The sequence below is a fragment of the Ignavibacteria bacterium genome, from assembly GCA_016873845.1.
In the GTDB taxonomy this organism is placed as follows: domain Bacteria; phylum Bacteroidota; class Ignavibacteria; order Ch128b; family Ch128b; genus JAHJVF01.
This window is the reverse complement of sequence record VGVX01000033.1, coordinates 1-22,003: the sequence shown is the minus strand read 5'-3', so window position 1 is coordinate 22,003 and position 22,003 is coordinate 1. Positions and strand designations below refer to the sequence as shown.

General features: G+C 35.1%; 15 protein-coding genes. 12 read left to right on the top strand and 3 right to left on the bottom strand.

From position 1 onward, the window contains the following. The first annotated feature begins 97 nt into the window (after window positions 1–97). The 3 genes from FJ213_07675 (at window position 98) to FJ213_07665 (ending at window position 7,710) form a co-directional block, all read left to right on the top strand. Window positions 98–5,509 carry a T9SS type A sorting domain-containing protein gene (locus tag FJ213_07675; protein ID MBM4176036.1) on the top strand — a complete coding sequence of 1,804 codons (5,412 nt, stop codon included), beginning with the start codon at window positions 98–100 and terminating at the stop codon, window positions 5,507–5,509. Beyond that, window positions 5,506–6,240, top strand: coding sequence for a T9SS type A sorting domain-containing protein (locus tag FJ213_07670; protein MBM4176035.1), 735 nt, complete (start codon window positions 5,506–5,508; stop codon window positions 6,238–6,240). Before FJ213_07675 ends, FJ213_07670 begins: the two co-directional genes overlap by 4 nt. A gap of 102 nt (window positions 6,241–6,342) precedes the next feature. Next, window positions 6,343–7,710 (top strand): hypothetical protein, encoded by a 1,368-nt coding sequence (locus FJ213_07665; GenBank protein MBM4176034.1) that lies wholly within the window; start codon window positions 6,343–6,345, stop codon window positions 7,708–7,710. Between the two features lie 78 nt (window positions 7,711–7,788). Here FJ213_07665 and FJ213_07660 read toward each other — a convergent pair whose 3' ends face one another. Both FJ213_07660 and FJ213_07655 read right to left on the bottom strand, forming a co-directional pair. Continuing rightward, on the bottom strand, window positions 7,789–8,439 hold the full coding sequence (locus FJ213_07660; GenBank protein MBM4176033.1) for an HAD family hydrolase: 651 nt from the start codon (window positions 8,437–8,439) through the stop codon (window positions 7,789–7,791). Window positions 8,440–8,528: 89 nt separating this feature from the next. Continuing rightward, window positions 8,529–10,346 (bottom strand): hypothetical protein, encoded by a 1,818-nt coding sequence (locus FJ213_07655; GenBank protein MBM4176032.1) that lies wholly within the window; start codon window positions 10,344–10,346, stop codon window positions 8,529–8,531. A gap of 290 nt (window positions 10,347–10,636) precedes the next feature. Here FJ213_07655 and lepA point away from each other — a divergent pair, with 290 nt between their 5' ends. The 4 genes from lepA to FJ213_07635 all read left to right on the top strand — a co-directional run bounded on the left by lepA (window position 10,637) and on the right by FJ213_07635 (window position 16,100). After that, window positions 10,637–12,430: an elongation factor 4 gene (lepA, locus tag FJ213_07650; GenBank protein ID MBM4176031.1), complete on the top strand. Its 1,794-nt coding sequence runs from the start codon at window positions 10,637–10,639 to the stop codon at window positions 12,428–12,430. A gap of 171 nt (window positions 12,431–12,601) precedes the next feature. Continuing rightward, the gene (gene lepB, locus FJ213_07645) at window positions 12,602–13,543 is read left to right on the top strand and encodes a signal peptidase I (GenBank protein MBM4176030.1); all 942 of its coding nucleotides are present in this window, start codon (window positions 12,602–12,604) and stop codon (window positions 13,541–13,543) included. 33 nt (window positions 13,544–13,576) lie between these two features. Next, complete coding sequence (locus FJ213_07640; GenBank protein ID MBM4176029.1) at window positions 13,577–15,661, top strand: T9SS type A sorting domain-containing protein; 2,085 nt, start codon at window positions 13,577–13,579, stop codon at window positions 15,659–15,661. Between the two features lie 7 nt (window positions 15,662–15,668). Further along, window positions 15,669–16,100, top strand: coding sequence for a hypothetical protein (locus FJ213_07635; protein MBM4176028.1), 432 nt, complete (start codon window positions 15,669–15,671; stop codon window positions 16,098–16,100). On the opposite strand, the gene FJ213_07630 is transcribed toward FJ213_07635, so the two are convergent. Continuing rightward, window positions 16,097–16,726, bottom strand: a complete 630-nt coding sequence (locus FJ213_07630) for a YigZ family protein (protein ID MBM4176027.1) — start codon at window positions 16,724–16,726, stop codon at window positions 16,097–16,099. The genes FJ213_07635 and FJ213_07630 overlap by 4 nt on opposite strands. Window positions 16,727–16,831: 105 nt before the next feature. Here FJ213_07630 and uvrA point away from each other — a divergent pair, with 105 nt between their 5' ends. The 5 genes from uvrA to FJ213_07605 form a co-directional block, all read left to right on the top strand. Further along, window positions 16,832–19,663: an excinuclease ABC subunit UvrA gene (uvrA, locus tag FJ213_07625; protein MBM4176026.1), complete on the top strand. Its 2,832-nt coding sequence runs from the start codon at window positions 16,832–16,834 to the stop codon at window positions 19,661–19,663. Between the two features lie 115 nt (window positions 19,664–19,778). Beyond that, window positions 19,779–20,324, top strand: coding sequence for a hypothetical protein (locus tag FJ213_07620; protein ID MBM4176025.1), 546 nt, complete (start codon window positions 19,779–19,781; stop codon window positions 20,322–20,324). 137 nt (window positions 20,325–20,461) lie between these two features. Further along, window positions 20,462–20,974: a DUF3575 domain-containing protein gene (locus FJ213_07615; GenBank protein ID MBM4176024.1), complete on the top strand. Its 513-nt coding sequence runs from the start codon at window positions 20,462–20,464 to the stop codon at window positions 20,972–20,974. A 106-nt stretch (window positions 20,975–21,080) separates the two neighbouring features. Further along, a complete protein-coding gene (locus FJ213_07610) occupies window positions 21,081–21,443 on the top strand; it encodes a carboxymuconolactone decarboxylase family protein (protein MBM4176023.1) in 363 nt (120 codons plus the stop codon). Beyond that, on the top strand, window positions 21,424–22,003 hold a 580-nt coding region (locus tag FJ213_07605), incomplete at its 3' end, for an amidohydrolase family protein (protein ID MBM4176022.1). The genes FJ213_07610 and FJ213_07605, both read left to right, overlap by 20 nt.

Genomic DNA, 22,003 nt, shown 5'->3' with positions numbered 1-22,003 from the left:
ACTTTCAGCAGTAGCTTGATATTAATTATATAGTTTCGATAAAGCTATTTATTCATTTGTAAAAAGACAATATATTTACAAAAATACATGGACGATTATGTCAACAAGGACAATTTTAACAACCAAATTAATAATTGTTACGGCTCTGTTTTTCTCTCTAATTTCTGCTCGATTGTGCACTGGGCAGAGACAGGTGGATAACTCCAGATTATATAAATTAGATTTGAATGGGAATCAGGAGAAACAAAAAAATATTCAAGAGCTTAGTTCAAGTTTAATCACAATCGATGAAAGTAATCCTGGGGTTCCGGCTTTGCCCTCAAGAACTTATTACTTTGCTATTCCTCCAAGCACAAAAGTGAATGCGGATCTCCTTAATATAAAATTCGATAAAATTGAAAATTTCGAATTGGAAATAAATCCAAAAGTTATTTTAGTTGGTGATTCCTCTTTAAGTTACAGCGAAGAAGTACTTCATGAAGAAATTCGAAATATGAAATCATTTCCAGCTGCATATCAAGAAATTCTCGGGTACACCTGGATTAGAGATTTTTATTGTGTTGTTGTAAAAGTAAATACCCACATTTTCAATTTTTATGATCGATCTTTAACAATTATTAAAGAGGCCGATATTATGCTGAGCTGGGCCTCTTCACCGAATTACTCAATAAATTATTCCCCAAAAGGACCATTTGATGAAGACTTGAAAGATGTCATTTCCAATTTTCAAGATGCCATGCAGCTTAGAACATTTAATCATTTTGAGGAATTGAAAATCAATACAGATGATTGGATTGATTATTCAAAAGAATATATCAAGCTTTTAATTACAACTGATGGAATCCACAGAGTCAATTACAATGATTTGTTAAGTTATGGAGTTAATCCATCATTTGTAAATCCGAAGACCATCAAAATTTTTCTAAAGGGAGAAGAAAAGCTCATATTCGTTCAAGGTGAGGATGATTTAATTTTTGACTCAACTGATTTTATTGAATTTTATACCGAACGCAATTACGATTCAACCAGTTATAGACAAATTGTCTTATCTGGACAAGATTATTTTAACTATATGAATCGCTATTCAGATACATCAGTAGTCTGGTTGTCCTGGGGAGGAACTAATGGAAAAAGATGTTCGCGTCAGAGTTCGGTCATGCCTCAAACCACTGATACTTTATCTTCTCATCTAGTTCGGTTACACTTCGAACGAGATATGCGTTTATGGTACTATGATGCAGTTTTACCTCGTGTGCAACTCCCTTTTTGGCAGGAAAATAAAGTCTGGACCTGGTTAGTTATTGGCAGTTCAGGTTCACAATCGATTACATTTTCAGCAAGAGATGCAGTAGCAAATTCACCACTTAAAACCTTTATAAGATTAATTAGTAACGCATCAAACATTATAACAGATGCACATAAAAATGGTATTAGTATTAATTCATCTATACCCCAAGACACGATCAAGTATAATTACAAACAGACCGTGAATTTCAATTCTTCACTTAATTCAAATTTATTAGTAAACGGAAATAATACTATTAGAATCTTTGGAATTCCAACGAGTGCCTCTTTCCATCAATCATTATTAGACTGGATTGATATCGAATATTTTAGAATGAATAAAGCAGTGAACGATTCGTTGCTTGTCATTATTCCCGATTCAGTTACATATGGATTGAGAGTTATTAAAGTTGAAGATATTACATCTGAACATTCAAATTTGCTTGTGTATAAACTTAAACCTGAAATAAAACGGATAGAAAATTTTTCACTAAGTTCAGGTACTTCTAAAATTTTAACTTTTACTGATACTGCTTGTGGGGGGGATAGATATTTAATCATCAAAAGTGATTTCATACGTAAACCAGTCTTTCGATATAAAAAGTATTTTGTTAATCTAACGGACCCCTCTCGTGGAGCAGATTATGTGTTAGTTACCAACAATATATTCACTTCATCTGCTACTAACTATAAGAACTTTATCATAAATCAATATGGATTAAGAACAGAGCTTGTATTCACTGATGATATTTTTGATGAGTTCTCTTTCGGAATGGTAAGCGCTGAGGCAATAAGGCTTTTTTTAAAGAAAGCAAACTATTACTGGACCGCACCCAAACCTTCCTATTTAGCGCTTATTGGAGATGCGAACTATGATTATAGAGATGTTATCGAACCAGTTCCTTTGCCTCGGAAAAAAAATCTTGTAACTTCCTATGGGAATCCTGTAAGTGATTTGTGGTATGTTACCTGGGATACAACGAATGTTAACTTACCTCAAATGTATGTCGGCAGAATACCTGTCAACACTAATGATGAGTTAAATAATTATCTACTAAAACATAAACGATTTGTGGAGAAACCACTTAATGATTGGAATAAATACTACATGCTTTTTAGTGGCGGAGATGCTTCAAAACCTTCTGAATTAGCTCAAATAAAAGCGACCAATGAAGATTTATTTCAGAATTTAATCAAACCTGCTCCAGTAGGGGGTGTAGGTAAGCATTTTTATAAGACTATTTCGCCTCCAACGAATTTTGGACCATATACACAAGAGGAAATTCGTGAAACAATCGATAAAGGTGCGGTTTTTATTTCTTATATCGGTCATAGTGGTACCAGAGTTTGGGATAACGGAATCACAGAGGTTGAACATATTCAGAATAAATATTCAAACCGAAATCCTCTAATCACCGATTTTGGATGTTCAACAGGAAAATTTGCCGAATCAGATGTCGATGCGTTTGGCGAATTATTTGTAGCTCAATCGGCAAATGGACAAGCTATTGCCTATCTAGGAAATTCCAGTTGGGGTTACCTATCTACCTCATTGAGATTTCCAAAGTATTTTTATTCGCTGCTTCTTAATGACAGTATTAAAATTATTGGACGTGCACATTTTCTTGCTAAAGTAAGACAATTTAATGAAACAGGAATTAATGATGTAAATCGAGTTTTTAATTTTTGTAATTTATTATTTGGTGATCCAATAATTTCCTTGAAAATACCAAGCAAACCTAATTTTAGTATAGGCGCTAATTCAATTTCAATTGTTGGTGATTTTCCACGAGATACAGATGATTCTGTAAAAATTAAAATTCACGTCCGAAATCTTGGCTCGGTACCTGATAGTGTACTGTCTGTTGATGTTTCTGACAAATTCAAAGATTCAATTGTATTCAACAAAAAAATTGTAATTGAAGTACCTCTGTTCGAAAACCAACTAAGCTTTAATATCCCAATTAAGGGATTAGTTGGAAAACATTTCTTAAAAATAGAATTAGATAAAGAAAACGTGTATGAAGAATTAGACGAGACGGATAATATTTCCAATTTTAGTTTTGATGTCTACTCAACATCACTTCTTGCTTTAGAGAGCGAAAATTATTATTCAACGTATAAGGGGGAACTGAGATTCCTTAATCCAGCTTTAAAAACTGAAAGTATTTCTGATAGAGTAGAATTATCACTTTCTCAAGATAAGGATTTTGGTTCTTTTATAAGTTTAGATCAGAGCTTAGATACGCTATTTACTACTGTCTCCCTGCCTTCAATGCAATTTAATAAAAGATATTGGTGGAGAATGAAACTGAATTTCTCTGGCTCAGATTGGTCACGATCATATTCATTTATGAATTTGAACAAACCTTATGCTTGGTACATTGATAAAACATTTGAGCCACAAAATATTGAATATCAGAACACAATTTTTGACTCATCATTAGGAGGATGGATTCTATCAAGTGAAGAAAAAAAATTGAGAATATATTCAGCAGGCCAATCGGCTGGTTCAATTGCATCAATGCAATACAATGCTATTGAAATGCTTCCTAATACCTACTTTTGGGGAATTGCGACAGCATTAGTCGATACAATTACACTAAAACCACATTCATTCAAATACTTTCTATATCCCAATCCTCCATCGGGAGACTCATTAACGAGTTATATTAATTCACTTCAGGTTGGAACAATGATTGCACTTGCTATTTGCGATGATGGGGCACAATCTGTTTTGGGTTGGTCTGGCGGTACTCCTGTAAGAAATGCAATAAAAACACTTGGGAGTTATTATATCGATAGTATTCGCTATAGAGAGTCATGGGCTATCCTCGGAAGGAAAGGGGCACCTATTGGTTCTGTACCAGAATCTTACAAAAAACTATTTGAAGGACCAGCGTTAATTGATGTTTCAAAAATAATAAAAAGTGATAGCGGTATAGTAGTTTTTCCCCCATTAGGGAGTTCAGCCAAATGGGAAAAGATTAATGTTGATATTCTTAAACCTGCTGAAACATTTATTGATTTTTATCCATTAGGTATCAGAGTGGATGGTAGTGTTGATACATTGCAAAAATTAAATTTTACGGGGGACAGTTCATCCATAAGTTTCATTAATGCTAAATTGTATCCTCAACTTAAGCTTCTGACGAAATTATATGCAAATGCGCATAGAGAATCACCATCAATAAAAAGTATCGGTATTGATTATAAAATACCAGCAGAATTAGCTATAAATTATCAGACTGTTTCTGCCTCAAAAGATACAATTATGCAAGGAGATAGCCTTTTCCTGAATTTATTTACTCAAAATGTAGGAGGATTTGATGCAGATAGTTTTAGAATACTGCTTAGTCTGATTAAAAATGATAATACAAAGATTTTATTAAGAGATTCGCTTATTATGAAACTTAGATCTATGGAACGGCTAAATATAAGTCACATTTATCGCAATTACTTACCAGACGGTAAAGGTAACATGTTCTTTCAGATTGAGTTAGACCCTGATAATATTTTTTTGGAATTGTATAAAACTAATAACACATTTAGAGTTCCCTTTTTTGTTAAATCGGACACTAATTTAACATCAGTCAATAACTTTAGTCTGAATGTTTTATATGATGGTAAATCCATCGATGATGGCGCTTTTGTAACAGATAATCCAAAAATAAATGTTGAATTCTCTTATCCTATTTGGTTTCCAGCCGCCGATACTAACTCGATTCAGTTCTATTTGAATGGAAATAGAATAAGTATATCCGATTTAACAATAAATTATGATACAAGTAAGCGAAAAATTTATTTTCAATACATACCAAAATTGACTACCGGTGATTATATTTTCAAAATATTTGGTAAAAATATACTTGGGCATTTAGAAACTTCCCCTGGGTATGAAAAATATTTTAAAGTTTCGAGTCAAATTCAATTACTTCAGGTATATAATTATCCCAATCCATTCCAGAATGAGACTTTCTTTACATTTAACCTAACACAAGTTCCAGATGAACTTAGAATTAAAATTTATACAATATCCGGCAGGCTGATTAAAGAGATTTCAAAAAATTCTTCTGAACTTTCGACTAATTTCAATAAAATTTATTGGGATGGCAGAGATACTGACGGGGACCTGATTGGAAATGGTGTATATCTTTATAAGGTTATCGCAAAACGTTCAGATAGGACTGTAGAAATATTACAAAAATTAGCCAAAGTGCGATGAATTCTTGTTTATTTTCATTTATTAAGCCTCAGAGTTTTATAGCATTTTTTTCACTTTTTGTTAACTTTCTGTTTTGTTCAACGGGTCAGTTATTGGCTCAGCAATTACTCGAACATGATTTTAAAGTTGAGAACATACCCCTCCCAGTAGAATTACTTTACTTTGAAGCACATGTTTTAACTGATGGAGTATTTATAAGGTTTGGGACAGCAACGGAAGTTGGCAATTTTGGATTCGATATTGAGAGAGCTGATTCAAATAAAAATTTTAATAAAATAGGTTTTGTCCCTGGAAGTGGAAATAGCAATTCACCAAAACATTATACTTTTAAGGATAGTTCTTTTCTTTCCAACACGATTTATTATTACAGGTTAAAGCAAATCGATTTTAACGGAGATTTTAAGTATTCGGATACTCTTAAAGTAAATTATGGAACAAGTTCAGTAAAAGAATCAAGTTATGAAAATAAAAAACTAGATTTACAACAAAACTTTCCCAATCCATTCAATTCAAAAACGAATATAAAATTCACCCTCTCCACATCTGATGTGGTGACTATTAAAATCTATGATATACTGGGAAATATTATTAAAACTCCTTTCTCTCAATTTCTTGCAGCCGGTGAATACAATCTTATATTTAATGCTTCCAATTTTTCAAGCGGTAATTATATTTTAAGTGTTTCGCAGAATAACTTAACCAAAAAGATAAAAATCACATTGTTAAAATAATTCTTTTCCTAAGCAGCTGAACATTGAAAGTGAAAGACTTGTAAGAAAAGATTTAATTATCTTTAATTTTTTATTAAATTTCGGCAAATTTTCTGAGGATGTATGTCAAAATTTTTTCTAATTATCTTAATTCTAATAATATCAGTTGCCACAATTTTTTCGCAGATAAGTCGTTTACCGCGTGATCCTAATCAGTTTTCTGGCGGACTCGGACTAAGCTGGATAGATGGCGAACCATATTACATGTTCTCACTTTCTCCTGATATTGCTATTGGAAAATTCGGAGTTGGTCTTGATTTGAATCTCCGAATTAACAAGGAAGGGAATGTTCGCCACGAGGATTTTAATACTCTTTCAGACTATTTGAGTTTGATTAAATATCTTCGGTACGGATATAAGCGCGATCCATTTTATGTGAAAGTTGGAGGATTAGATAGAGCAATTCTCGGACAAGGTAATATTGTTTACTATTACAACAATCGAGCTTCGTTCGATAATAAAAAAATTGGTATCGAACTCGATATCGATTTTGGTGATTTTGGATTTGAATCACTCTACGGCGATCTGAGCGGCAAGGGAATTTTTGGTTTGCGCGGTTATACAAGGCCATTGCATTTCACTCCAGCGGCTGATATTCCAATTATTGGAAATCTTGAGGTCGGAGCTTCTTATGCAACTGATTTGAATGACTTTTCAGGTGTAACTAGTGCAATGATTGATCCAACATCAAGGAACTTGAAAATTACTTCTGATGAAGGATCAACTTCAATTATCGGATTGGATGCAAGTCTCCCTCTGCTGCGAGCAAAACTTGTCGATATAGATCTCTATTCAAATTTTACTAAAATAGTGAACTTTGGAAGTGGAGCAACTGCCGGCATTGGATTTTTCTTCAGTGGACTTGGATTGTTCAGCGCCGACTTAAGATTTGAAAGGTGGTTTAACGGCGATCAATTTATACCGAAATACTTTAATCAGTTTTATGAGATACAAAGATTTATTGCTGATTCAACGAAAGGATCTGTTTCAAGTAAAGTCTTGGCATTGAAGAATGCGAAGACTCCTGGCAATGCTTACTACGGTGAGTTAGTAATAGACTTACTAAATTTTGTTCAAATCTTCGGTTCATATTCGAGATATGATAAAATCTCAAACTCTGGTACACTTCGACTTGAAACAGACTTAAGTCCAAAAGATGCAAGCTTCGTTGTAAGAGGGTATTATGATAAATTTGGTATCTTTGATGAGAAAGATATTTTCAAACTCGATGATCGTTCAATTTTAACGGCAGAAGCAGGTTATAAACCTATTCCATACGTACTCGTTTCGGTAATCTATCAATGGACTTACACACCTCAGCGTGATATCAGCGATAAAGTTATTGGTTACTCACCACAAAAAAGAATTGAACCCAGAATTTCGTTTATCTTCCCGTTTGGCAGCGGAGAACAATTTGGTGAGGGAAGATAATAAAGAAAATTAACCACAAAGAGCACGGAGTACCACAGAGAGCTCTGTGTTCTCTGTGGTGAAAAAAAATCTCGAGCACTAAATCCTATCTTTTAACCAAACTTTCAGTTCTTCAACTGTGCAAAAATAATTATTCGGATTGAGTTGTTTGACTTTTTCCTTCGCGTAGGAATCCCAGATCACGGATGCAATCTCAACCGTTGCTTCATGCGATGCAGTAATATCAGCAACCGAATCGCCGATCATTAAAACTTCGTCCGGCTTGAATCGATAAGCATCAAGGAATTTACAAATCCCTTCTGCGGATGGTTTATGATTTCGGACGTCATCTCCGGTTACTATCATATCGAAATAATGCTTGATGTTTAGTATCTCGAGAGTAATCAGCGAACTTTTTCTCCCTTTCCCGGTGAAAATTGCGGTTGTTATTTTCTTTAATTTTAGGAGTTCAAGAATTTCTATAATACCGGGATAAAGATCAGCCATTGTTGGATGATTCTCTTTATAAAACTTGTAATAATCATCATACACAGATTGGAATCTATCACCATTGAATTTTTCTCTAAGAATAACATCTTCCGTCGGACCAAACATTGCAATTATCTCTTTTTCAGAATATGTTTTGTTTTCATATTTCTCTGCAATGTGATTGAATGTGGCAAAGATCAACTCATTGGTCGATGTCAGTGTGCCGTCAATGTCGAAAATAATTCCTTTATACTTCTTCATTTTAATTCAATTAAAACTTTCTTCTCTTTATAAATTCCCCAATCCACATTCCCGAATTCCGCACTTAACATAATCTCTCATCCAAGGATCTATTGTTCCATTATTACAAACACTTTTCCATCCATGTTCGCGGCAATCAAAGAGTTTTCTTCAGCAAATTCTAAATTATTTACTCGTGAGGTTCCTAAAAATGCTTTCCAAATGACTTCGCCAGTATTGCTGTTCAGTGCATAGACAAATCCCTTTTTTGTGGCAATATAAACTCGATTGTTCCGTTCTATAATTTTAGTTGGATTTGTGTCAGTTCCTAAATCGAGATCTGTTTTCCAAATTAATTTGTGAGAAGTGTCACTTATTGAAACACATTGTACAACGTCAGAAACACTCTTTATAAAAATTTTCGATTTGTCAGATGAGATGCCAATAGATTCCCACGAATTGAAAGCATTTGTTCTCCACACTGTTTTGCCAGTACTTAAATTAATTGCCGAAACGTATTTATCGGGAGTAGTAACATAAAGATTAGTGCCATCGCTCACAGGTTGTGCAACTGCTGGTGAATAATAAAAATTTTTGTTTTTTGTCCATTTCCATTGGTAAGGAATTTCCTTAGAAAAATCAGTAGGGATTTTATAGACATAATTATCCCACGAACCAATGTAGAGGTGGTCTTTTATTAATAATGGTACTGATTCAAAGTTCAACGAACTTATTTTTGTTCGGATCACGGAATAATCCGGTGTCGAAATTTTATTAATGAATCCATCGTTGCTGAAAATATAGATTGAGTAATCTTTTTCATTGTAAACTGGTGTGGAAATGATCGTAGTTCCAATTTTGACTTGGTGAATTAATTTGCCGTCAGATTTTCTTAAGAAATATAAATTACCGTCAGTGCCGCTCAAAATTACAGCAGCATTGAATTCAAGCGGCTTCGTAAAAAATGATGTATTGAATTTTTTCGACCAATTATTTTTGCCATTTTTATTGAGTGAATATACTCCACCCGTCAAATCAGCACAGTAAATTGTTTTATTTGAATATGTGACACCTTGTGCCAATGTGGAGTTTGCATCAAATATTTGAGTCACACTTACATTTCCTGAATTTTCAAAATTTGGTGCGGGAGTAATTGAAGCATTTTCAGGTTTCATGATTGGATATTCGTGCCAAGTAAAACTTGTATCAGCGTTAATCTCAGCAATTGAAATGTTTTCATCATAAATCTGGAATGAATTATATCCCCAGACTTTGTTTTTTGCGAGGGTTGATCGTCCCATTGCACCGGGAATTCCTGCAAAACTGTATTTCCGGTTTGAGTGTCCGTGTCCGACGATTATAAAAGCAAAATTGAATCTTGCAAGTCGATTTGTGGCTTCATACCAATTGTCAACTTCTCCATCGGGCTGATGATGACATGCAAAAATTATTTTAGCTGTATCTGGAAGTTCGTTCAGTTTTTCGTCCATCCATTTCAAATCTTGAGGTTCGAAGTGTCCTCCTGCACCGCGCAGAGGAATTCCCGTATTCAATCCGATAAATACAAAATCTTTGTACTTAAAATAAAATTTGTTATCGCTGAATAATTCAATAAACTTTGTACAGCCTGATTCGCTCCATTTTGTATCGTGATTTCCTGGAATAATAAATAATGGGCGCTCGAGCTGCTGAAAAATGTTTATCGTTTTTTCAAGTTCGCTGTTCAATCCTTTTTCTGTGATGTCGCCGCTTGCAATCACGAAATCGAATTTATCTTGATTTATGCTTTGAACAACATTCATTAAATCTTTATCAGCATTTGGCGAGCCGATGTGCGTATCTGTAATCCAGGCAAAGCGGATGTGCTGGGCGAAGGTTATGGAGAATATTAAAATTAAAAATAGAATTGTTAATCGTGATTTTTTCATTTTATCCTTCAATTTTATACAAAAGTAAGAAACACTTGAACAAATTATGAATAGAATTTTATTCAGAGAGTAGAATAATTCAGTCTCGATGCTGTCAATGAAGAGTCTAATGCCTAACTATTAACTTGAATTTACTTTGCTTCGGCTTTATATTGAGTTCGAATTTTTCAAGAATGATTCACTAAAAAGGTCCCTTCGTTGATTTCCATTAGATTAATTATTAGAGGAAAAGTACAGCGGAAACACTTGAATAAATTTTCGACTTTTATTTGTTATTTTAATAAAAATTGATGACCCAATTTCGAAATTTCTGTATAATAGCACATATAGACCATGGCAAGTCCACTATTGCCGATAGACTATTAGAACGCACCGGCACGATTACTCAGCGGGAGCTTGTTGAACAAGTTCTTGATGATATGGATTTAGAACGTGAGCGCGGGATCACAATCAAATCGCACGCTGTTCAAATGAAGTACAAATCAAAAAAGGGGAATAATTTCATTCTCAATTTGATCGATACACCCGGGCATGTCGATTTTTCTTATGAAGTATCAAGGTCGCTCGCTGCATGTGAAGGCGCATTATTAATTGTCGATGCATCACAAGGAGTTGAAGCCCAAACAATCAGCAACCTATATCTCGCAATCGAAGCAGGATTAGAAATCATTCCCATTATAAATAAAATTGATTTGCCAAGTGCAATGGTTGAGCAAGTCTCACATCAAATAATCGACCTTATTGGATGTAAGAAAGAAGATATACTCCTAGCATCTGCCAAACAGAAATTTGGTGTCGATGAAATTTTGGAAGCAATCGTACAAAAGATTCCGGCTCCCAAAACAGATGTTAATTTACCCTTGCGTGCTTTGATATTCGATTCAAAATTCGATTCTTATCGAGGAGCTATTGCCTACATAAGAATTTTTGAAGGTGAAATCAATGAGAAGCAAAAAATCAAATTTTTCCGCAATCAAAAAATATTTGAAGCAGAAGAAGTCGGCACTCTTGAGCTAAAACGAGTTCGAACAAAATCGCTTCAAGCCGGTAATGTTGGATATTTGATCGCTGGAATTAAAGATGTTCATGATACGAAAGTCGGCGATACGATTACGACACTCGACAGTCCGGCAACCGAGCCGCTTGCAGGTTACAAAGAAGTTAAACCAATGGTCTTCAGCGGACTTTATCCAACGAATAGCGATAACTATCAAGAACTTCGAGATTCATTGGATAAATATGTTCTAAATGATGCGGCATTAACTTATATACCTGAAACTTCTGCCGCATTGGGATTTGGTTTCCGCTGTGGATTTCTTGGATTGCTTCATATGGAAATTGTTCAAGAAAGATTGCTCCGTGAATTCAACCAAGATATTATTACAACCTTACCGAACGTGGAATACAATGTTACGAAACGTGATGGCGAGCTTGTTATTGTCGATAATCCTGCGTTCATGCCTGTAGTTGGCGAAATAGATTTTATTGAAGAACCTTACGTTAAAGCGCAAATCGTAACTCCTTCCGAATACATCGGAAGCATAATGAAACTATGTATGGATCGAAGGGGAATTCATAAGAACACGACTTACCTTGATCCAACGAGAGCCGACATCCATTATGAACTTCCGCTTTCAGAAATAATTTTTGATTTTTATGATAAGCTGAAATCAATTTCGCGTGGTTATGCTTCATTTGATTATGAATTTATTGGATATCGTGAATCTGATCTGGTAAAAGTTGAAATTCTCCTCAACGGTGATCCGGTTGATGCATTCTCATTTATAGTTCATCGAAGTAAAGCTTACGAATGGGGAAGAAAACTTTGTTCAAAATTGAAAGAATTAATTCCGAAGCAATTATTTGAAGTTGTTATTCAGGCAGCAATAGGGAGTAAAGTAATTGCACGTGATGTCGTCAAAGCACTCAGAAAAAACGTACTCGCCAAGTGTTATGGCGGCGATATTACTCGAAAGAGAAAATTATTGGAGAAACAAAAAGAGGGTAAGAAGCGTATGAAACAAGTCGGAAATGTTGAAATTCCGCAGGAAGCGTTTCTTGCCGTGCTTTCGATGGAAGATTGACCCTTCGGCTGACGGATGGAAAATGTAAATTGGAAAATGTAAAGTGGAGCTGTTCGGACATATAGTTTGCAACTTTGAAAAAGGAAGTACAGTGCAACACATAAAATCAATTCTCCATTCTCAATTATCAATTATGAATTGTACATTATAAATTATTAATCAGGATTTAAAATGGACTGGCTTAAAAATTACTGGAAGAAAAGACAAGAGAAAAAAAGAATTAGAGAAGAGTTAAAGAAAAATCGAACACGAGCACAGCGAACGTGGGATCTGTTCGAAAATCTGCTTTTCGCTGCAATTGCTGCATTTATTTTGAAGACTTTTGTGGTAGAAGCTTACACAATCCCAACCGGATCTATGGAAAATACTTTGCTGGTCGGCGACTTTCTTCTCGTGACAAAATTTACTTACGGATCAACCTCTCCGCGGTACATACCATTTACTGATATAGCACTTCCATATTTTCAGCTTCCTGGTTTCAAGGTTCCCGAGCGGGGAGATATAATCGTTTTTGAATATCCTGGTGATCGTGATAAAATGAAATCTGAAGAAGCGGTAAATTACATCAAGCGCTGTGTTGGCTTACCAGGAGATGAAATCTACGTTAGAGATAAAATTCTTTATGTTAATAACGAACTTTTCCCGCCGCCTAATCATATGAAATTTATTAATCCATCCATTACACCTAATGGGATTTCAAATCCACGAGTCTTTCCCCGCTTATCAAGTTTCAATGAAGATAATTATGGGCCTCTGCGAATCCCGAAAAAAGGAGATGTGGTTGAATTAAGTACTGATAATATTGAACAGTGGCGTACTTTAATCGATCGAGAACATGGCGATCGTGTCGTAACTGTTGAAGCTGGTAAAATAAAAATAGATGGAAAACCGGTTTCAAATTATACCGTTAAAAAAAATTATTACTTCATGATGGGAGATAATCGGGATGACAGTGCTGACAGCAGATTTTGGGGATTTGTTCCAGAAGATTTAATTATTGGCTCAGCCCTGATCATTTATTGGTCGTGGGAACGCGATATGGACTTCTTTCCAGATTTCATCAGCAAACTTGCAAGTGTTAAACTGGGCAGAATAGCTAAGTTGATACATTAATTTGTTATGGGACATGGATAATCATAATTGATCATGAAAATCCGTGTTCCATTTTTTTTATTTTACCCCTTTCAGAAACAAGCTTCATTTTTTATTTTTGAAAAAAGAATAACTATTATGAAATTTTTCATTCTTACAATGATCTTACTGTTTTCTTCATCAACTTTATTCGCGCAAAACAAGTATTTCATTTATTTCAAAGATAAAGGGGAGAACCAAACCAAGTATTTTTATAAATCAAATGTAGAGAAAGACTTGTTCAATCAGTTTTCGGCGAAAGCGATTGAACGAAGGAAGAAAAATTCGAATGAAGAAATCTTTCGATATTCCGACTATCCCATTTATTCCGATTACAAAAAAACGTTGGAATCACTCGGTGTAGAAATAGTCCATGAACTCCCTTGGTTTAATGCTGTCTCTGTTTATGTCGATGAAAATTTAGTCGTTGAACTCAAGCAGCTGCCATTTATTACTAAAATAGAAAAAGTAAAGTCACTGATTTATCGGGATGAATTCACTTTTAGAAATTCTAAGCCGAACTTCTTTTTCACTGATAAACTTTCTAATAAAACGATGCTCAATTATGGAAACTCGTTCACTCAGTTAAATCTTTCTAGCATTCCATCGGTTCACGCAAGTGGAATTAAGGGAAAAAACATTTTAATTGGACTTCTTGATACTGGATTCAGATGGCGTGAACATGAAGCACTTCAGAATATAACAGTCATTGCCGAAAAAGATTTTGTCTTTGGCGATGATACGACTGCGAATCAAAGTGGAGACCATCCAAGCCAAGATAATCATGGAACTGCTATTCTCTCAATCGTTGGCGGGAAAAAAGATGGACAGATTTATGGAGCTGCATTCGAAAGTAATTTTATTCTCGGCAAAACAGAAGACATTCGCACAGAGAAAAGGATTGAAGAAGATAACTATGCTGCAGCAATTCACTGGATGGAAAAATATGGCGTGGATGTAATAAGCAGTTCACTCGGCTACAGCGAATTTGACGATATTGCTGAAAGTTATACATATAAAGATATGAATGGAATGACTACGATTGTTGCACGAGCTGTAGATTCTGCCTTTGTCCGTGGAGTGATAATGGTCACTGCTGCCGGAAATGAATTTAACACACCTTGGAAGTATATCATCTCACCCGCAGATGCGAAATATGTAATTGCTAGTGGAGCAGTAAATACGCTGGGAGCGATTGCAAGTTTTAGTTCAAGAGGTCCAACCAGTGATGGAAGAATAAAACCTGATGTTTGTGCGATGGGAGTTGCCGTTTATGCAGCATTTCCTGGCTCGCCATCGCTTTATTCGACTGCGAGTGGTACATCAGCTGCGACGCCAATTGTTGCAGGAGTTGCTGGACTGCTTCTCTCTCATTATCCTGAACTAAACAATAATCAGGTCAGAGATGCAATGAGATTAACCGCAAGCCAATCTTCAAAACCTGATACAGTTTTTGGCTGGGGAATAGTGGATGCAATTGAAGTCATTTCCTATCCGCAAATTGTGAAACGAGCAGGCGATTATTATTTGCTTAAATCAATTTTCAATTCTGATATTAATACATCAACCGTGAAATTGCATTTTTCTACTGATGGCGGAAAAAATTATTCTCAATGTCCTTTAAGTTTCGCTGGAAGTGAAGTTAAATATGAAACAAAACTCCCAATTCTATCTGAAGATGATAAAATTAGATTTTATTTTACTTATAAAACCAAAACTGGAATTGAGAAAAGAATCCCGGAAAAAAGCTCTGACTCATATTCTTTTGTATTGAAAGATAAAAAAGTGTTTCCACCATCTGAACCGTTGAATCTTGTTTTTGATTATAAGCTATTTCAGAATTATCCGAATCCATTTAATAACACTACAAGAATTAAATATGATTTACCGGTTTCGCAAAGTGTGTCACTAAATGTTTATGACATACTTGGAAGAAAAGTTCGAACTCTGTTGAATAATGTTGTTGTGAGTGCTGGAAATCAATTTATTGATTGGAATGGCAAAAACGATTTTGGAGCCGTAGTTCCGAGCGGTGTTTATTTCTATCGGCTGGAAACGGGACAATTTACCAGCACAAAAAAATTAGTCCTTTTAAAATAAAATTCCCATGAATAAGCATAAACAAAAAGCAATTGACTTTCTCGATGAAACAGAAACATTCATCGGAAAAGAACTCACAAATGGAATAGAGATACAAAAAATACTTGAATCAATCTTTAAGATGGGAAATAACCAGTTGCTTGAAGACCTCTCCTTTACATCAAAGTATGCAATTGGATTGATGTCTATATTAAACAACTTCTCCAATGAGGTGAGTGAGGAATATAAGTCCGGTATAAAAAAAGATTTTGAAGAAGCTGTTGAAAAACTAAAAGAGCTTATTAAAAATGCGATTTCAAATTTTTCGTCGGAAGAAAAAGCATCATTTGAATTTAGATATCTCGAACTGACTCAGACATCATTTACAAAGCTTATTTCACTCATCGAGGATTTTTCAAAAATTAAACTTTATCTAAATAGTCTAAAACAGAAAAACTAATCGTCAATTTCAGACCAAGTTCTCTCACCGCGAAAAAAATCAAGCATTTTGTTCTCAAACTCTTTCCGCATAGATTTGCGAACTTTAATTACAACCTTAACATTATCGGTGAAAATTGGATTTATCTCCTCAAGACTGTACTCGTTTAGAATTTTGGAAATATTGTTAAACTCTTCATATTTCAATTTGAACTTGAAAGTGCTGTATAAAAATTTTTGAATTTTTTTGACTTTAACAAGAACCTCATCTCCTGCTTGACTATAAGCTTTTCCAAGCGGGCCAATTCCGAGCTTTGTTCCTCCAAAATATCGAACTACTGCAACAAGTACATTGGTTAAGTTTTTTACCTTTATCGAGTTATAAATTTTAATCCCGGCAGTTCCGTGGGGTTCTCCAGCATCGGTATAATGAAAACTTTTTGAATCTGGTTCAAGTATGTATGCAAAACAAATGTGTGAAGCAGTATGATGTTCTTTTTGAATCTCACTTATCCTGTAAGCTGCATCAGCTTTTGAAGTTATTGGAAATGCAAAACTAATGAAGGTTGAGTTTCTAATTTTTAGGCTTTTTTGATAAGAATTTTCAATCGTTAGAAAACTATCAGGAAAAGATTGCTTTGAGTTCATGCTATAAATTTAGTTTAATTTTTTGTAAAAAAAGAAATCGAATTTGCTTTTTATACACTGACTGCTTAATATGAAAAGATAAATTTGTGTGTCTAACTGTACAAAATGGATAAGATAGTAATTAAAGGCGCCCGAGAGCATAATCTCAAAAATCTTGACCTCGAAATACCGAGGGATAGATTGATTGTTATTACTGGACTTTCAGGTTCCGGAAAATCCTCTTTAGCTTTCGATACAATATATGCTGAAGGTCAGCGTAGGTACATCGAAAGTTTATCCGCCTATGCACGTCAATTTTTGGGAAACATGGAAAAGCCTGATGTTGATTTAATTGAAGGATTAAGCCCATCTATATCGATTGAGCAAAAATCCACCTCAAATAATCCCAGATCGACAGTTGGAACTGTTACCGAAATTTACGATTACTTACGTCTTCTTTATGCAAAGGTCGGACGACCTCATTGCCCAAAGTGCGGAAAACTTGTTCAGAAACAAAATCCTGACCAAATATACGATTCAATATTTTCGGATTTCTTTGGGAAAAAAATCTTAATTCTTTCACCCGTAGTCCGTGGTAGAAAGGGGCACTATCGAGAATTATTTGATGAAGTCTCGAAAGATGGCTTTGTAAAAGTTCGTATTGACGGTGAAGTCAAAGAAATTGTAAAAGGAATGAAAACCGAGCGATACAAAGTTCACAACATTGAAATAGTTATCGACCGTGTTGAAGTTACCCGAAAATCTGAACGAAGAATCCGCGAATCGCTCGAAGTAGCTCTTGGCTATGGCAATGGAATGATAATCATTAATTCCAATGACATAGATAAAGTTTACAGTCGGTTGCTGGCTTGTTTAGATTGCGGTAAAAGTATTAATCAATTAGCCCCGAATTCCTTTTCATTCAATTCACCGTTTGGCGCATGTGAAGCATGCGAAGGACTTGGTGAAAAAAAAGAATTAGATTTAGATTTGATAGTTCCAGATTGGGAAAAAACAATCAACCAAGAAGGAATTGCACCATTCGGGAAGCCACGTGACACCTGGTTATTTAACCAACTTCGAGCTCTTGGTGAAATTTATAAATTCGACTTTGATATTCCGCTAAAAGATATTACAAAGTCAACAATGGATATTATTTTAAATGGTTCCGGAAAAGAAAAATTGACATTTCAATATAAACTTGGGAGCGGGCAGTCAGTTTCTTACACGCACCGTTATACTGGGATCATTCCGCAGCTTAAGCATTATCATTATAACACGAGCTCGAACAATGTGCGAGAGTGGATTGAAGCTTATATGAATACAACAAAATGTTCCATCTGTAATGGGCAAAGATTGAAGACTGAGTCACTGTCGGTAAAAATAATGGAAAGTAATATAAGCGATATAACTGCCCTCTCAATTCTTAGTGTAAAAGATTTTTTAGATACGGTAGAACTTACTCCACGGGAAATGGAAATTGCTCATCAGATCTTAAAAGAAATTAAAATGAGAATTGAATTCTTGTTGAATGTTGGTCTCGGATATCTAACGCTTGACAGAAGTGCGGTTTCACTTTCCGGCGGGGAAGCACAAAGAATTCGTTTAGCTACTCAAATCGGCTCACAGCTTGTTGGAGTACTTTATGTCCTTGATGAACCAAGTATAGGACTTCACCAAAGAGACAATTTAAAATTGATTGATTCACTTAAAAAATTGCGTGATCTTGGCAACACAGTAATTGTTGTCGAGCATGATAAAGAAACAATATTAAATGCAGACTATATAATCGATCTTGGTCCAGGTGCAGCAGAGCATGGCGGCAGCATAGTTCTCGAAGGAGATTTGGGCAAATTCCTTAAGAATGGAAATAATGCGAAGTCAATAACTATCGATTACTTAAAAAACAAAAAATCGATACCATTTAATTATTCAAAAAATAATGGTAATGGAAAATTCCTTGAACTTGTGGGGGCTCATGGAAATAATTTAAAAAATCTCACTGTTAAATTTCCACTTGGAAAATTCATCTGTATAACAGGCGTCAGCGGTTCAGGTAAATCGACACTAATTAATGATACACTTTCTAGAATTTTATTCAAGAAAATTTATCGTTCGAAAATTGTTCCGCTTCCATTTCAAGATATTAAGGGATTGGAACATATCGATAAAGTGATCGAGATTGACCAATCGCCAATCGGCAGAACACCGAGATCAAATCCGGCAACTTATACTGCATTGTTTACTTTAATTCGTGATTTATACACTCAACTTCCAGAATCAAAAATCAGAGGATACAAAGCCGGCAGATTCAGTTTTAATGTTAAAGGAGGAAGATGTGACGAATGCGAAGGTGACGGATTAAAAAAAATCGAAATGAATTTTCTCCCTGATGTTTATGTCTTGTGCGATGTATGTAAGGGAAAGAGATATAATAAAGAAACGTTGGAAGTAAGGTATAAAGGTAAATCGATTGCAGATGTATTAGATATGTCAGTCGAAACAGCACTCGAATTCTTCGAAGAACTTCCAAGAATAAAAAGAAAAATTAAAACCCTTCACGATGTTGGTTTGGGATACATTCGACTCGGGCAACAAGCAACAACACTTTCAGGCGGTGAAGCGCAAAGAGTCAAGCTCGCAACAGAATTAGCCAAGATCCAAACTGGAAAAACACTTTATATACTTGACGAACCAACAACAGGTTTACATTTTGAAGATGTTCGAATCCTTTTGGAAGTTTTGAGCGATTTAACTGATAAAGGAAATACCGTGATTGTAATTGAACATAATATGGATGTTATCAAAACTGCTGACTGGATCATTGACCTTGGGCCTGAAGGTGGTGATGCAGGCGGATATTTGATTGCCGAGGGGACCCCACTCGATTTATGTGTGAATCGAAGCAGTCATACTGGACAAATATTAAATAAAGAAAAAGATTTGAATTTTAAATGATTTATTTCTTGTATAAATAGTTGCATTCGGTAAAATAAATACTTCTTGACAAGCATAATCTAATCCTATAAATTTGCTCAACAAATTAATTATTCACAAAATAAAAAGGGTTTTTATGAAAATAGTTTCGAAAATTCTGTTCGTGACCTTAGTGATTGCACTTGTATCTGCAACTGCATTCGGTCAAGCTTATAAAAAAGGGGATAAAATGTTGAATGCCGGAATCGGCTTTGGATTTGGTTTTGGAACTGGTACTTCCGATTTACCGCCGATTAGTCTTGGTTTTCAATTTTTAAGCTTAGAGGATAAGATTTCACTTGGTGCGATTGTAGGTTATGCCTCTTCGACCGATGAACTAAATCTTTTCACAACGAAGTATACTTGGAAATATACTTACATCATAGTAGGAGCTAGGGGAGAATATCATCTATTGGAAAGTTCAAAGAATCTAGATGCATATGTCGGAGTCACATTGGGTTATAACAACGTTACTGTTACGACACCATCTGGATATGCCGGTGCTTATTCAGTTGGAGCTAGCGGATTGCTATATGGTGGTGTAGTTGGCGCCCGTTATTATTTCTCGCCGTCACTAGGTGTTTTTGGTGAATTTGGATATGGAATTAGCTATTTAACGGCTGGCGTTGCTGTTAAATTATAATTTACAAACTAGTTTATTTGTTAAACCGCTCTCTGAGCGGTTTTTTTATTTTAAATCCTTATAAAAATATTTGATTTCATAGTATAGTAATCTTATCTTTTCTTTAAATAATTTCATCACAAAAAAAAGAGGTTTATATGCGCCGGCTTATGTTCATTTCACTTTCACTTTTCTTTCTTTTTGGGTCGTTGGATTCTTTTGCCCAACCAAAAAGAGCAATTACAATAAATCCAATTGGATTAGTTTTCGGAACTTTCAACGCCCAATTTGAACTTGCCCTGAGCGAGAGGAATGCTGTCGCAATTCGAGGGAATTACGTAGGGTATGATATCGGTAGCTACAAAAACTCTGCATTTGGCGGAGGTGCGCACTATAAATGGTATTTTAATAATAAAGCCATCACAGGCATTTGGGCTGGACCAGCAGCTGATGTTTTACTCTGGACAGCGGATTGGGACGTATTCGGGATTAGCAAGAGTGAAACTACACTCTTTGCTGGAGTCGGTGCTGATTTAGGTTACAAATGGGCTTGGGGAAAATTTTGCCTTGAACTTTCTGCAGGGGGAAGATTTTATTTCGGCGAAATATCAGGACTAAGTTTTGGAGGATTTCTACCAAGTCTTGGCTTGGGTGTTGGTTACGCCTGGTAATTTTGCTAATAATTCTTTTAAAACCGCTCAAAGAGCGGTTTTTTTATTTTAAATAGATTGAATAACTTTGAGGCAAAATGAAATTACTATCTTATTAGAGAATTTGATGAGTAAACATTCAGAATTTCACACATTCCGCAGAGATATGAATGAAAAAATTCTTAACTGCGGCTTTAACGATTTTAAAAAATTTTTTGCTTTGGATACAAAAGCGTATCACGAAGGCGAAATTCCCTCGAAGTATAAAGAGTTGATGGGACTTACAGCCTCCATGGTTTTAAGATGCAACGATTGTATCTTCTATCATCTCGACCAAGCTATTAAGCTTGGAACTACGAAGAAAGAATTATACGAATCCATGAATATAGCATTGATAGTTAGCGGTTCGATTGTCATCCCTCACTTGCGGTATGCATTTTCTGTAATTGACGAATTATTGGAAAAGAAAAATGAAACTGATCTCACCTAAGTACATTGTAACTGTAAATCCTCGACGAGATATTTTGCACAATCACTCGATATTGATTGACGAAAATTACATTAAGAAAATCGAATTAACTGAAGTCCTAAAAGCCGAAGCACAAAATGAAATCTGTGATTTTATTGATGTGCCGAACTTAATTTTAATACCTGGATTCGTTCAAACGCATATACATCTTTGTCAAACAATGTTCAGAGGTTTAGCAGACGATCTTGAACTCTTAGATTGGCTTCAATATAAAATTTTTCCTTTTGAGGCGGCTCATTCGAAGGACTCAATGAGAGCATCTGTACAGCTCGGGCTGGCTGAACTAATCCGAGGCGGAACTACTACAATACTCGATATGGGAAGCATTAATCATTCTGAATTAGTCTTTGAAGAATTACAAAAATTTGGAATGCGTGCATTTCACGGTAAAGCGATGATGGATATAAACGAAATTTTTCCGAAGCTTAAAGAGAGTACGAAACAATCGTTAAAATCTTCAGAAGAACTTGCAAGAAGATTCCACAATTCAGCAGGGGGAAGGATTAAATATGCTTTTGCCC